General features: G+C 42.8%; 13 protein-coding genes and 2 tRNA genes. 4 read left to right on the forward strand and 11 right to left on the reverse strand.

Annotated features, from left to right (window positions below; genetic code table 11):
• Positions 1–12: 12 nt before the first annotated feature.
• From rimP to rlmE, 8 genes are all read right to left on the reverse strand, one after another.
• On the reverse strand, positions 13–468 hold the full coding sequence (gene rimP / locus Q8W40_RS11565) for a ribosome maturation factor RimP (RefSeq protein ID WP_305397290.1): 456 nt from the start codon (positions 466–468) through the stop codon (positions 13–15).
• Positions 469–702: 234 nt separating this feature from the next.
• Positions 703–779, reverse strand: a tRNA-Met gene (locus Q8W40_RS11570).
• A gap of 56 nt (positions 780–835) precedes the next feature.
• Positions 836–919 (reverse strand) — tRNA-Leu (locus Q8W40_RS11575).
• A gap of 9 nt (positions 920–928) precedes the next feature.
• Positions 929–1273 carry a preprotein translocase subunit SecG gene (secG, locus tag Q8W40_RS11580; protein WP_101113245.1) on the reverse strand — a complete coding sequence of 115 codons (345 nt, stop codon included), beginning with the start codon at positions 1271–1273 and terminating at the stop codon, positions 929–931.
• A 267-nt stretch (positions 1274–1540) separates the two neighbouring features.
• Positions 1541–2881, reverse strand: a complete 1341-nt coding sequence (glmM, locus tag Q8W40_RS11585; protein WP_305397475.1) for a phosphoglucosamine mutase — start codon at positions 2879–2881, stop codon at positions 1541–1543.
• A gap of 15 nt (positions 2882–2896) precedes the next feature.
• Positions 2897–3727 carry a dihydropteroate synthase gene (folP, locus tag Q8W40_RS11590; protein WP_305397291.1) on the reverse strand — a complete coding sequence of 277 codons (831 nt, stop codon included), beginning with the start codon at positions 3725–3727 and terminating at the stop codon, positions 2897–2899.
• A gap of 58 nt (positions 3728–3785) precedes the next feature.
• Positions 3786–5729, reverse strand: coding sequence for an ATP-dependent zinc metalloprotease FtsH (ftsH, locus tag Q8W40_RS11595; protein WP_126607609.1), 1944 nt, complete (start codon positions 5727–5729; stop codon positions 3786–3788).
• Positions 5730–5834: 105 nt separating this feature from the next.
• Positions 5835–6464, reverse strand: coding sequence for a 23S rRNA (uridine(2552)-2'-O)-methyltransferase RlmE (gene rlmE, locus Q8W40_RS11600; protein WP_104401415.1), 630 nt, complete (start codon positions 6462–6464; stop codon positions 5835–5837).
• 123 nt (positions 6465–6587) lie between these two features.
• On the opposite strand from rlmE, the gene yhbY reads away from it, so the two are divergent.
• The gene (gene yhbY / locus Q8W40_RS11605; protein ID WP_101113426.1) at positions 6588–6884 is read left to right on the forward strand and encodes a ribosome assembly RNA-binding protein YhbY; all 297 of its coding nucleotides are present in this window, start codon (positions 6588–6590) and stop codon (positions 6882–6884) included.
• A gap of 117 nt (positions 6885–7001) precedes the next feature.
• Here the strand turns inward: yhbY and greA are convergent, their stop codons facing one another.
• Complete coding sequence (greA, locus tag Q8W40_RS11610; protein ID WP_101113250.1) at positions 7002–7475, reverse strand: transcription elongation factor GreA; 474 nt, start codon at positions 7473–7475, stop codon at positions 7002–7004.
• Between the two features lie 531 nt (positions 7476–8006).
• Here greA and Q8W40_RS11615 point away from each other — a divergent pair.
• Positions 8007–9026 carry a porin gene (locus tag Q8W40_RS11615; protein ID WP_305397292.1) on the forward strand — a complete coding sequence of 340 codons (1020 nt, stop codon included), beginning with the start codon at positions 8007–8009 and terminating at the stop codon, positions 9024–9026.
• A 109-nt stretch (positions 9027–9135) separates the two neighbouring features.
• Complete coding sequence (dacB, locus tag Q8W40_RS11620; RefSeq protein WP_305397293.1) at positions 9136–10539, forward strand: serine-type D-Ala-D-Ala carboxypeptidase; 1404 nt, start codon at positions 9136–9138, stop codon at positions 10537–10539.
• Here the strand turns inward: dacB and Q8W40_RS11625 are convergent.
• Complete coding sequence (locus tag Q8W40_RS11625; RefSeq protein WP_305397294.1) at positions 10505–11332, reverse strand: magnesium transporter; 828 nt, start codon at positions 11330–11332, stop codon at positions 10505–10507. The genes dacB and Q8W40_RS11625 overlap by 35 nt on opposite strands.
• 485 nt (positions 11333–11817) lie before the next feature.
• Here Q8W40_RS11625 and Q8W40_RS11630 point away from each other — a divergent pair, with 485 nt between their 5' ends.
• A complete protein-coding gene (locus tag Q8W40_RS11630; RefSeq protein WP_305397295.1) occupies positions 11818–12228 on the forward strand; it encodes a YbaN family protein in 411 nt (136 codons plus the stop codon).
• A 47-nt stretch (positions 12229–12275) separates the two neighbouring features.
• Here Q8W40_RS11630 and tyrS read toward each other — a convergent pair whose 3' ends face one another.
• A complete protein-coding gene (gene tyrS, locus Q8W40_RS11635) occupies positions 12276–13463 on the reverse strand; it encodes a tyrosine--tRNA ligase (protein ID WP_305397296.1) in 1188 nt (395 codons plus the stop codon).
• Positions 13464–13511: the final 48 nt, after the last annotated feature.

The raw sequence follows: 13511 nt of genomic DNA on the forward strand, positions 1-13511 counted from the left end.
GCCTCTTAAGACTTAAAACTTAGGGATCAGGTTAGCTTTGGAAATGTTGCTTAGTGCAAACTCTTCTTTCGCATTGTCCACTGTGATTGTGATCGTTTCGCCTTCAACGCTTTCGATCACACCTTTCCACTTACGACGGTTGCCCATAGCCATTTTCAAGACAAGGCTGACCTCGTGACCTATAAATTGCTGATAGTGTTCTGCTTTAAAAAGTGGTCTTTCTAAACCAGGTGAAGATACTTCAAGGTTATAAGCGACAGAAATAGGATCTTCAACATCGAGCACTGCGCTAACCTGATGACTTACCTCTGCACAGTCATCTACATTGATGCCGTTCTCGTGATCAATATAAATGCGCAATGTTGAATGCTCACCAGCACGGATGAACTCCAATCCAACTAACTCATAACCAGATGCTGCCACTGGCGCGTCCAGCATTTCTGTTAGTTGTCTTTCCAAACCCGTCATGAAATCACCCTTAGATAACCACTCTAGAAACAAAAAAAGGGCTAATAGCCCTATCAAATAGCCGAGCATTACTCATATTTTGCACAGTACAAAATACAAATAACAAAAAACCCCGATTAGTCGGGGTTTTTGTTGCTGGACCCTGATATAACTGAACATTATTTTGTTCAGTTTGCGGTTAGGTAAAACCGCTCAAACTTGCTTCCAACTTTAGCAACATCACTTGCTAGAAATTGGTTGCGGGGGCCGGATTTGAACCGACGACCTTCGGGTTATGAGCCCGACGAGCTACCAAGCTGCTCCACCCCGCGTCCGACTGCTGAGCATTATACGCCCAAGGCAGTAATTTACAAGTTTGCAGAACTTATGGTGCCGAGAGAGGGACTCGAACCCTCACACCAAAGGCACTAGCACCTCATGCTAGCGTGTCTACCAATTTCACCATCTCGGCATAAATTCTTTACTGAGGAATTTCGTCGCCGCTTCCGGCAGGAATTTCACTCGTTACATCAGCCGGTTGCTCAATAGATGATGCAGCCTGGCTTGGGTTCGCTAGAATACTTTCTGTTTCGCCGCTGTTTGTAGACATACGACCAAGAACTAAACTAACGATAAAAAATACTACCGCAAAAACTGCAGTTGTTCGGGTTAGGAAATTTCCTGAGCCACTCGCGCCAAACACTGTGTTTGAACCGCCAGCTCCGAACGAAGCTCCCATGTCTGCGCCTTTACCTTGTTGAATCAACACTAGGCCAATAACACCAACCGCTGCCAACAGGTAAATCACAAGTAGAACTGTAAACATTCTTCCACCTATGTTCCAAATTGTTGAGCCAGCGCCGTCGTACTGAATAAGCACAGAGACAAAGCTAGCGCACCTCCCTTTCGAAGGCGGAGCAATACTATCGAATGCCTTTTACGCTGACAAGTAAAAATTCACTAAATTGTAAAGCTTAGGGCTTAAGTGGTCAAAATATTAGCAAAGCGCTAAAAAAAGAAGCTTAACCAAATACACAAACCTAATTTAGAGTCATCAAGCCAAAGTAAAACTTTGGCTTTTATATTGTTGAGATCAACAGCTCGCTTTTACCGCTTCTGCTATCTCAAGTGCCGATTTCTGAACAAGTTCCGCATCTTCACCCTCAACCATGACACGAAGAAGAGGTTCTGTACCGGACTTTCTCAAAAGCACTCGACCTTTTTCACCCAATTTAGACTCGACCTTAACCACTGCATCTTTTACAGTTTGAGCTTCAAGAGGGTTTGAATCTCCACTGAATCGAACATTCTCTAACACTTGAGGATATAGCGTCATACCTTGAGAAAGTTCATTCAGAGTCATTTCGCTATCAACAACTGATGCCAACACTTGCAATGCAGCGACGATTGCATCTCCTGTCGTTACTTTGTCCAACAAAATCACATGTCCAGAGTTTTCTGCACCGATTTTCCAGCCTTTCGCCAGCAGTTGTTCCATTACATAGCGGTCACCAACGGCTGCTCGTACAAATGGAATACCCAGTTGTTTGAGCCCATTTTCCATACCAAGGTTCGTCATCAATGTACCGACTACGCCACCTTTTAGTTCGCCACGACGGAGTGCATCTCGCGCAATGATGTAAGCAATCTGATCACCGTCAATCTTGTTTCCAAGCTCATCAACCATGATGATACGATCACCATCGCCATCAAAGGCCAATCCAAGATTTGCTTGCTCCTCGATCACTCGCTTTTGCAACGCTCGAACATCTGTTGCACCTACTTCATCATTGATATTCGTGCCGTTAGGCTCGATACCCATAGCAATAACTTCTGCGCCGAGCTCCTTAAAAACGCTAGGAGCAATGTGGTAAGTGGCACCATTTGCGCAATCCACAACGATCTTCTGTCCAGCTAAACTCAATTCATTAGGGAATGTGCTCTTACAAAATTCAATGTATCGACCTGCGGCATCATCGAGTCGTGATGCTTTACCGAGCAGCGCTGACTCAACACATTCAATGTCTTTGTCTAGCTCAGCTTCAATCGCTAATTCAATATCATCTGGCAACTTTGTCCCCTCAGATGAGAAGAACTTGATGCCATTGTCATAGTAAGGATTGTGAGATGCGGAAATTACAATACCAGCTTCAGCGCGGAATGTTTGTGTCAAGTAAGCAACAGCAGGAGTCGGCATTGGACCTGTGAATGTCGCTTTGAGCCCTGCTGCTGCAAGACCAGCTTCAAGCGCAGATTCCAACATATACCCAGAAATACGCGTATCTTTGCCGATAATGACTTTTTTTGTCCCTTGCTTTGCAAGTACGCGACCAGCAGCCCAGCCAAGCTTTAATACAAAATCGGGAGTAATTGGGTATTGTCCTACCTTCCCACGAACACCGTCCGTACCAAAATAGCGCCTTTTAGACATAATATTTCCTAATAATTTTTATTGGTTTGTACTGATTGTATTGATAATTTTTATCGCTTCAACCGTTTCGACCACATCATGAACACGTATGATCTGGGCACCTTTCAGTGCAGAGACGCTTGCACATGTAACACTGCCGATCAGGCATTCTTTCGGTTCTTTATCCAAGAGCTTAAATATCATTGATTTACGAGACATCCCAGCAAGGATAGGTAACTCAAAGCGATGGAACCGCTCTAGATTTGCCAATATGTGGTAGTTGTGTTCAATCGTTTTGCCGAACCCAAAACCCGGATCTAAAATCAATTGTCCACGCTCTATCCCTGTATTTTCACAAGCAGAAACACGCTCTGCCAGAAATACCTCAACATCTTTCAAGAGATCTTGATATGTAGGGTTTTCTTGCATGGTTCTAGGTTGCCCCTGCATATGCATGAGACATACCGGCACATTAGCTTGAGCTGCAGCTTGCAAGGCACCGGGCTCCCGCAGTGCTCTCACATCGTTGATAATATCAGCTCCCGCAGAAGTAGCTTGTCTCATAACCTCCGCTTTGCTGGTATCAATAGATATCCATACATCAGACTCTGCTCTTAATGCTTTTATAACAGGGATAACACGTTTAAGTTCTTCGTCTAACGTAACGTCTGGAGCACCTGGTCGCGTTGATTCTCCACCAATATCAATGATAGTTGCACCTGCCGATATCATTGAACGTGCTTGGCTTAAGGCATCATCAATACGATTGAACTGACCACCATCTGAAAATGAGTCGGGGGTTACGTTCAATATCCCCATTATATGAGGGCTGCTCAAATCGAGTTCTTTATTATTGGATCGTATAAACATGACTACTCTAGAAACAGAAAAACCCCGAGTTTCCTCGGGGTTTGTATTTAACTATTTTTTACTCAACGTTTTTGTCGGCACTTTCATCAGAAGGGGCTGAAGGTTTTTCTTCTTCATCTTTTTCTTCTTTATTTGGCTGTGCTTTCTTTTCGTTGTTTGACTCTTCTTGAGCACGAGTTTGATCGCCCCAACCTGCTGGTTCACGAACATCTTCCTTTCGCTCCATCAAGTCGTCGATCTGCCCTGCGTCAATCGTTTCATATTTCATTAATGCATCTTTCATTGAATGCATAATGTCCATGTTCGCTTCAAGAATGACTTTGGCGCGATCATAGTTACGGTCAATAATACTGCGAACTTCATCGTCGATAAGTTTTGCCGTATCGTCAGAAACATGTTTAGTTTGAGTCACGCTACGACCAAGGAACACCTCGCCTTCATCTTCTGCATAAAGCAAAGGACCAAGTTTGTCCGAGAAGCCCCATTGAGTAACCATTTTACGAGCAATGTCTGTTGCACGTTCAATATCGTTTGACGCGCCAGTTGATACTTTATCAGAACCGTAGATAAGCTCTTCGGCTAAACGACCACCATACAAGCTTGAGATCATCGACTCTAGATGCTGACGAGACATACTCACACGATCACTTTCTGGTAAGTACATAGTGACACCCAACGCACGACCACGTGGAATGATAGACACTTTATATACTGGATCGTGCTCAGGAACCAAACGACCAACAATAGCGTGACCCGCTTCGTGATACGCAGTGGATTCTTTAATGTCTTCAGACATAACCATTGAGCGACGCTCCGCACCCATCATGATTTTATCTTTAGCAAGTTCAAACTCAACCATTGATACGTTGCGTTTGTTTCCACGAGCGGCGAATAGGGCAGCTTCATTCACTAGGTTCGCTAAGTCTGCACCAGAGAAACCAGGTGTACCACGAGCAATCAAAGATGGCTCAACGTCACCAGCAAGCGGTACTTTACGCATGTGAACTTTAAGAATTTGTTCACGACCGCGAACATCTGGAAGACCAACAACAACCTGACGGTCAAAACGACCAGGACGAAGAAGTGCTGGATCAAGTACGTCTGGACGGTTAGTTGCTGCGATAACAATGATACCTTCGTTACCTTCAAAGCCATCCATTTCAACCAGCATTTGGTTCAATGTTTGTTCACGTTCGTCATGACCACCACCAACACCAGCGCCACGTTGGCGACCAACAGCATCGATTTCATCAATGAAGATGATACAAGGCGCGGCTTTCTTCGCTTGTTCAAACATGTCACGTACACGAGATGCACCAACACCAACGAACATTTCGACGAAATCAGAACCTGATATCGTAAAGAACGGTACTTTTGCTTCACCAGCAATGGCTTTAGCAAGCAAAGTTTTACCAGTACCCGGAGGACCAACCATCAAAACACCGGTAGGGATCTTACCACCGAGCTTTTGGAAGCGGCTTGGGTCACGTAAGTAATCAACCAACTCTTTAACATCTTCTTTTGCTTCATCACAGCCAGCAACATCAGCAAACGTTGTTTTGATTTGTTCTTCACTCATCATACGAGCTTTGCTCTTACCGAAAGACATGGCACCTTTACCGCCACCGCCTTGCATTTGACGCATGAAGAAAATCCACACACCAATCAATAAGATCATTGGGAACCAAGAAATAAAGATAGTGCCAAGTAAGCTCTGCTCTTCTGGCGGAGTACCGACTACTTTCACATTCTTGTTAATCAAATCATCAAGCAACTTACTGTCGTACACAGGCATGTAAGTCACATAGCGAGTGTTATCACGACGGTAGTAAGTGATTTCTCTGTCTTTGAATTGAGCTTCTCGAATCTGGCCTTGGCCAACTTCTTGTACAAATGTGGTGTAATCCACTGTTCTGCCGCTATTTTCCCCAGGGCCGAAGCTCTGGAAAACCGACATCAAGACTACGGCGATTACTAGCCACAAAATTAAATTTTTTGCCATGTCACTCAAGGTGTCAGCCTCTCGATAACTAATTGTAATTAAAGGTAGGGTACTACAGTTTATACGCTGTAGCTATAGTGTTAAATTGCTCTTTGTAAACGTAAGCTAGCCTTTGTAACCAGTCGCTACAATATAGACTTCTCTTGAGCGAGCTCTTGAAGAGTCTGGCTTTCTTATTTTTACGGTCTTAAACATGTCTCGCACATCTTTAACGTATTGATCAAAGCCTTCGCCCTGAAATACCTTAACAACGAAACTACCATTTGGAGCCAGAACTTGTCGACACATATCCAACGCGAGTTCTACCAAATACATAGCTCTAGGTTGATCTACCGAAAGGTTACCAGCCATATTTGGTGCCATATCAGACATAACGACATCAACCATATCTGGTTGAATTCGCTCTAAAAGTGCTTCTAGAACAGCGTCTTCACGGAAATCACCTTGCAAAAAGGCAACGCCAGCGATCGAATCCATAGGTAAAATGTCACAAGCTATGACCTGTCCTTCTTGTCCTACGTGCTTAGCGGCGTATTGAGACCAACCGCCAGGTGCAGCACCAAGATCGACAACGGTCATTCCAGGTTTTAATAGCTTATCTTTGCCTTGAATTTCTTCAATTTTGAAGATAGCACGTGAACGATAACCTTTCTTCTTTGCTTCATTTACGTATTTATCATCGAAATGTTCTTTCAACCAGCGACCAGAGCTAGCTGAGTGTTTCTGTTTACTCATTCGATTCCTAATTGCTTGGATGACTATCCACCAAATAAGTATGGTAGAAATTATAGTCTTCAGGGATAGATGGCGTTAAAATAGCGGTTTTCAACCCTTATATTAAAGAAAATTGGGCGCACAATGAACCTAAGCACCAAACAAAAGCAGTATTTGAAAGGCCTAGCTCACAGTTTAAAACCTGTGGTACTTATGGGTGCCAATGGATTGACCGAAGCCGTACTTGCTGAAATTGAACTGGCTCTAGACCACCATGAGCTAATCAAAGTAAAAGTTGCCTCTGAAGACAGAGAAACAAAAGTTCTCATTATTGACGCGATCGTACGTGAAACTAAAGCTGAAAAAGTACAAACCATTGGTAAAGTACTGGTTCTGTACCGTCAGTCTGAGGAACGCAAAATCGAGATTCCTCGTAAATAACGGATTGCCCTTGAAGCACCAACCCGTTGCTTCAATCAAAAAAGGTCGCATTGGCGACCTTTTTTTATTTTCTAAAGTGTTTTATTCCCTTAAGAGCAAGGTCCAATAACAATCTTTCTATAAGTATTCAACTTTTGCGATGTCGTAGTCTTTGATGCCACCTGGCGTAGTAATGGTAACTTCATCACCTTCTACTTTTCCAATTAGACCACGAGCAATCGGAGAGCTAACAGAAATTTTTCCAGCTTTAATCTCTGCTTCGTCATCGCCGACAATTTGGTATGTACTTTCTTGGTCAGTATCAATATCCACCAAGGTTACCGTAGTACCAAAAATCACTTTGCCAGTGTTTTCCATCTTGGTCACATCAATAACTTGTGCAACCGACAGCTTATATTCAATATCACGAATCTGAGCTTCACATATGCCCTGCTCTTCACGAGCCGCATGGTACTCTGCGTTTTCTTTTAGATCACCTAGCTCACGAGCTTCTGCAATTGCTTCAGAAATCAATGGACGACGCTTCATCAACGTTTCCAGTTCTTCGCGTAGTTTCTGCTCGCCACGAGCAGTCATTGGAACTTTTTCCATCTTATACCTCAACAGATATCTGACTTAATGTATTTGTCAGAATCTTCAGACAACAAAACCCCTCTCCTACTCAAGGTGCGAGTATGAGGCGGGGCAAATGGTTCACTTTCAAATAGTGTAATCAAACTTTTTCGCAAGGTCACGTATTTCAAAAGTTGTGAGTCACAAAACCTTAAATTGGCGGATTTCCCCAGCCTCACCTAATCACCACAATTATAAATTCCCAACAAACCAAACATAATTCATATAAAAAAATATAAAAAAATCATTTAAGAAAAAAAACAAAAAAAATCACAACCCAATGTTTTAAAAAGATAATAAACCAACAAAGATCTAAAAAAACAATGTTCATTATTTGATTTTATATCATTTTACTAACGGAAACCTGAACTTTAAGGGTACAAATTCCTCACCTTATAAATGCGAATGACATCACACAGGTATCTGCATGATGTTATTCGCATCCCTAAGTGGGCAGGAAAATAACCTACCTGCTTATATTTACGGACTAAAACTAGGACTTAGAAAGCAATGAACAAAAAACTAATTGCTCTAGCTGTAGCTGCGGCTGCTAGCACTGGCGCTACTGCTGCTGAAATCGCGAAAAACGACAACGCTTCCCTTGAAATGGGTGGTCGTGTTGAAGCTCGTCTTTCTCTTAAAGACAACAAAGTAGAAGACAAGTCTCGCGTACGTCTAAACTTCTTAGGTAAAACTCAGATCACTGACGAGCTATACGGTCTAGGCTTCTACGAAGGTGAGTTCAAGGCATACAACGAAAGCGGTCACAACAGCTCGACTCGAGATACAATTGAGCACCGTTATGTGTTTGCTGGTATTGGTGGTAACTTTGGTGAAGTAACAATGGGTACTGTAAAAGGTTCTCTACAAGCGGTTACTGACTTCACAGATATCATGGCTTACCACGGTAACACTGCAGCACCTAAAGTTAACGCTGCAGACCGTCCAGATCGCTCAATCGCGTACGCTGGTACTTTCGGTGATTTCGAAGCTCGTGCTAACTACACTATTGGTTCAGCTACGGCTAACACAACTACAGATAAAAACGAGAAAGACAATAACAGCGGTTACGCTCTTTCTGGTATCTACTCAATCGGTGACACTGGCGCACGTTTAACAGCCGCTTACGCTGCTCAAGACGAATCTGCGACCAAGTCTGTTAAAGAATTCATGCTAGGTGCATCTTACGAATTTGATGCATTCTACGTAGCTGGTCTATATACAAACATCGACAACCAAGAAGATGGCGCGAACAACGGTTCAAAAGGCGACGGTTACGAACTAGCAGCAGCTTACACAATGGGTCAAGCTAAGTTCACAACGACTTACAACCGTTTGAACGACAAATCAAACGCAGCAAACTCAGAATCAGAAGTGGAAAAAGACAACATCGCTGTAGATGCGACTTACTACTTCAACAACAACTTCCGTTCGTACGTTTCTTACAACTTTAACCTGCTAGATTCAGACAAAGTTGGCAAGCTAGGCGCACAAAACGAGGCGGTTCTTGGTCTACGTTACGACTTCTAATTTCGCTTTTAGCTGAAATGAATGATAGAGCGTCCACCTTAGGGTGGACGTTTTTTTTTGCTGATTATTTGCTACACTAAAAACCGATATGCATCTTTGACCCCATATTATGCGAACACTAATACTCCTGTTTTTTCTCATCAGTTTCCAATCTTTAGCATATGCCCCCGTGGATTCACTCCCATACGGTTCTAGGCACACTCTTTTGGTGTCAGACAGCTTCGGAGACTACGCATTGAAGGAAAACAGCGAACAGTTTTTTCCTCCAGCAAGCACTCTAAAAATTCTGACTGCGCTGGCCGCAAAATTAGAATTAGGCGATGATTTTCGCTTCGAAACACATTTTGAAATAGTTGAACAAAACCTTGTTATTCGCTTTAGTGGGGATCCTGAGTTAAAAACCGAACATCTAACGGCTCTTACCCAGCAGCTTAAGCAACAAGGTATAACCACCGTTAACAACGTAATTTTAGACAGCAATGCTTTTAGAGGGTATGAACGAGCAGTAGGCTGGCCTTGGGACATTTTAGGCGTCTGCTATAGTGCTCCTGCCAGCGCGATAACACTGGACAATAACTGTGTACAAGCGTCAATTTCGTCTCAATCCAATCAAGCAACATCGGTATTTGTCCCAAGCCATCAGCCCATCAATGTCACAACCGATGCTCTTAGCTTAAATAAGGTGGCTGTGAAATCCAAACGATGCCAGTTAGAGCTGATAACCTCTGAGGGGAATCAGTACCATCTATCAGGGTGCATGCAGGAGAGAGATAAGCCACTACCGCTAAAGTTTGCGGTGCAAGATACCTCTCTTTATGTCTCTGCCATTATCAAGCGCATCTTAGCTAAAAATGGCATCAGCGTAACAGGCTCTATCTCAAGTAAAAGTGAAACTAAAAAAGGGATCATTGTTGCTACACATCAATCCCAAGCACTCCCAGAATTACTCAAGATAATGCTGAGTAAGTCAGACAATTTAATTGCTGACAACTTGACCAAAACGATGGGGGCTCGTTTTTATCACCAGCCAGGTAGTTTCTCGAACGGTACTGAAGCCATTAAACAAATTCTTTATACACGAGCAGGCATCAATTTAGAGCATACGCAGTTGGAAGATGGTTCTGGGCTTTCACGGAATAACCGCTTAACAAGCTCTGATATGGAAAAAGTGCTTAAATACGTTTGGAAACATAATGCCGAGCTGGGTTTAATTGAGCTACTTCCTGTTTCCGGACAATCTGGCACACTTAAATATCGAAAAAGCATGAGGAAAAAACCTATAGCCGGTCGGATAACCGCAAAAAGTGGGTCACTGTACGGCAGCTACAATATGGCTGGGTATGTTTTGGATGAAAAAAACAAACCAACATCGCTGTTTGTTCAATTCGTTACTGACTATCACCCTATAAAAAAGGACGACGCCCCAAAGGTTATCGCCCCTATTTTTAATTTTGAGAAACAATTTTATCGCGACTTGGTTAACTCAAGCCTAGAAAATGATTCACTACGGTAAAGTAGATCCAAATACCTGATATATCGACAATAGACGCCAATACTGGGCTCACTAAAACTGCGGGGTCCAGTCGACAAGCTCGCGCTAATATAGGCAACACACCACCTAATGTTGTAGATATGGTGACTTGAATAAATAGAGCGACAGCTACTGCTATTGCGATCAAATCCAACTCAAAATTCGAAGTATTCACATTTCCGCTAAAGAGCATAATTCTGGCTACAATCACTATCGCGACCACCATTGCTAACAAGAGAGACACGCGGCTTTCTTTCCAAAGTACCTGTAACCACTGCCTCTTTCTTATTTCTCCAGTCGCGAGTGCACGAATGACAAGTGTTGCAGCTTGAGTTCCTGTATTTCCTCCAGCTGCAGCGATGACCGGCATATAAATTGCCAATAACACTAATTGGCTTAGTGTATCCTCATATTGAGCAATAATGAGCCCTGAAACTATTCCTAACAGCGCTAATCCAATTATCCACCCAACACGCTGTTTAAAGTGTTCAAACACATTGGTAGACATATACCCTTGTGCGGTTTCAGCTTCAGAATGAATGAAGCCAAGCCGGATTGCGCACTGCCGTGCACGTAAATCATGACCACACTTTTCAAGTTGCTTGATAAAGTGCTGAACTTCCCTTACTGAGTAATGCATGAGAATCGCTGTTACTTCTTCCAGTGGCATAATTGAAAGTAAGTAAAGCTGATGTTCATTGTCATACTGCTTAAATACTGTGAATACCGTATTTGTTTCTTCTTCAGAATATAATTTACTTTTTATGATTGTCATTGCGAATCTCCCGATTAGCGGTATCTATTGCCTAGAGACAGTAAATTTCATGAACAACCAACATACTTCCGGAATTCAGTTACCTGTAAAGGGAAGTCTTGCTCTTGCAGAAGGGAGATAAATAGAAGTTTGAAATCGATGGAGAGTCATTTCAGAATCATGCAGCTATTTTTCTCCTCGACTACTGGGAGGATTGTCGGCATTGCTCATGATAAACTCCTATCTACTGCACAATTGCAGCACGAGGATTTTACCATGCCCCCTAAAAATTCGAATGGCATAAAAGGAATTTTAATTCCTTAAAAATCAACATAAATGCTAACTAATTGGTCGCACCAATAAGACCCTAGCTACTCATTGAGCAACAGCACACCGTTTTGATATTGATTCTCATTAACAACGAAATTAGAATGACAATCAACATATTAATTGGTCTATACTTCCACCATATAGACAAGGCTTTTATACACTCAAATTGGATTCACATGGAAAAAGTGCACACAGATACGCCAATCTCAAACGGAAAGCGCCTTTTCCTCATCGCTCTAGGGTGGCTTACGGTTGTGCTCGCTTTTATCGGGGTATTTATTCCGTTGCTTCCCACCGTGCCATTTCTGCTCGTCTCGCTTTATTGCTTTGGAGCAACATCTGAGAAATTTCAAAATTGGTTGCTTAAAAATAAGTATTTAGGACCTATTTCAAGACGGTTAAAGAACAAGCAAGGGTTAACAAAAGCAGAGAAAATCCAATCACTAGTGGTTATCTGGTTATCTATGGGAGCGGTCTTGTACTGGCTAGCTTGGGGAACCCATTGGCAATATGGCGTGATCTCTTTACTTGTATTTGAAACTTGGTTTATTGCTCGATTTAAAAGCTATACACCCAGCGATCTCTAATATAAAAAAGCCCTGATAGAATCAGGGCTTTTTCAAAGCAGTTATTGCTACTTAATTGTCACTCGTGCGAATTTGCGTTTACCCACTTGGTAAACAGCAGTACCTGCTTCAGGGACAAGTTTGTTGTCTACAACTTTCTCGCCGTCTATTTTGGCTGCACCTTGTTTAATCATACGCATCGCATCTGATGTTGAGTTAACTAACCCTGTATCTTTCAGCAGATTCGTAATTGGCAACCCAGCATCAAATTCAAATTCAGGCATCTCCTCAGGCATTGCACCTTTCTGGAAACGGTTAATGAATTCTTGCTCAGCTGCGTCAGCATCCGCTTCGGAGTGGAAGCGAGCAATAATTTCTTTAGCCAGTAGTATTTTGATATCACGTGGATTTTTACCGTTTGCGATATCATTCTTGAATTGCTCAACTTCGCCTAATGGGCGGAATGACAACAACTCATAGTAACTCCACATCAAATCATCAGAAATCGACATGATTTTACCGAACATTTCACTTGGCGCTTCACTGATGCCAATATAGTTATTCGCCGACTTGGACATTTTCTTCTCACCGTCCAAACCCACCAATAAAGGCATCATCAAAACAGCTTGTGGTTTTTGACCATTCGACTTTTGCAGTTCGCGACCCATTAGAAGGTTAAACTTCTGGTCTGTACCGCCCAGTTCCACATCTGTTTCCATTGCGACTGAATCCCAGCCTTGAAGCAATGGATACATAAATTCGTGAATCGCAATAGGTTGGCCACCAGCATAACGCTTCTTAAAGTCATCACGCTCTAACATACGCGCAACGGTCTGATTCGCAGCCAAACGGATCATACCTTCAGCACCTAATTCCGATAACCACTCTGAGTTAAATTGGATCTTGGTTTTCGCTGGATCGAGAATTTTAAATACTTGCTCTTTATACGTTTCTGCGTTGCGAAGAACGTCTTCACGGCTAAGAGGTGGGCGAGTGTTATTTTTACCCGTTGGGTCACCAACCATTGCAGTAAAATCACCAATAAGGAACGTCACTTCATGACCTAAATCCTGAAATGCACGTAACTTATTAAAAATAACGGTATGACCGAGATGGATATCTGGTGCAGTAGGATCGGCACCTAGCTTAATGCGTAAAGGGCGACCTTCCTTTAGCTTTTCAATCAATTCTTCTTCTGGAATAAGCTCTTCGACACCGCGCTTAATTTCCGCCAGTGCTGCTTCAATACTCGCCATTCTTGTTCACTCCCACAGATTTGGCAAAAATTTGATATTCCGTCATCT

Source organism: Vibrio penaeicida, from assembly GCF_030689305.1.
Classification (GTDB): Bacteria; Pseudomonadota; Gammaproteobacteria; order Enterobacterales; family Vibrionaceae; genus Vibrio; species Vibrio penaeicida_B.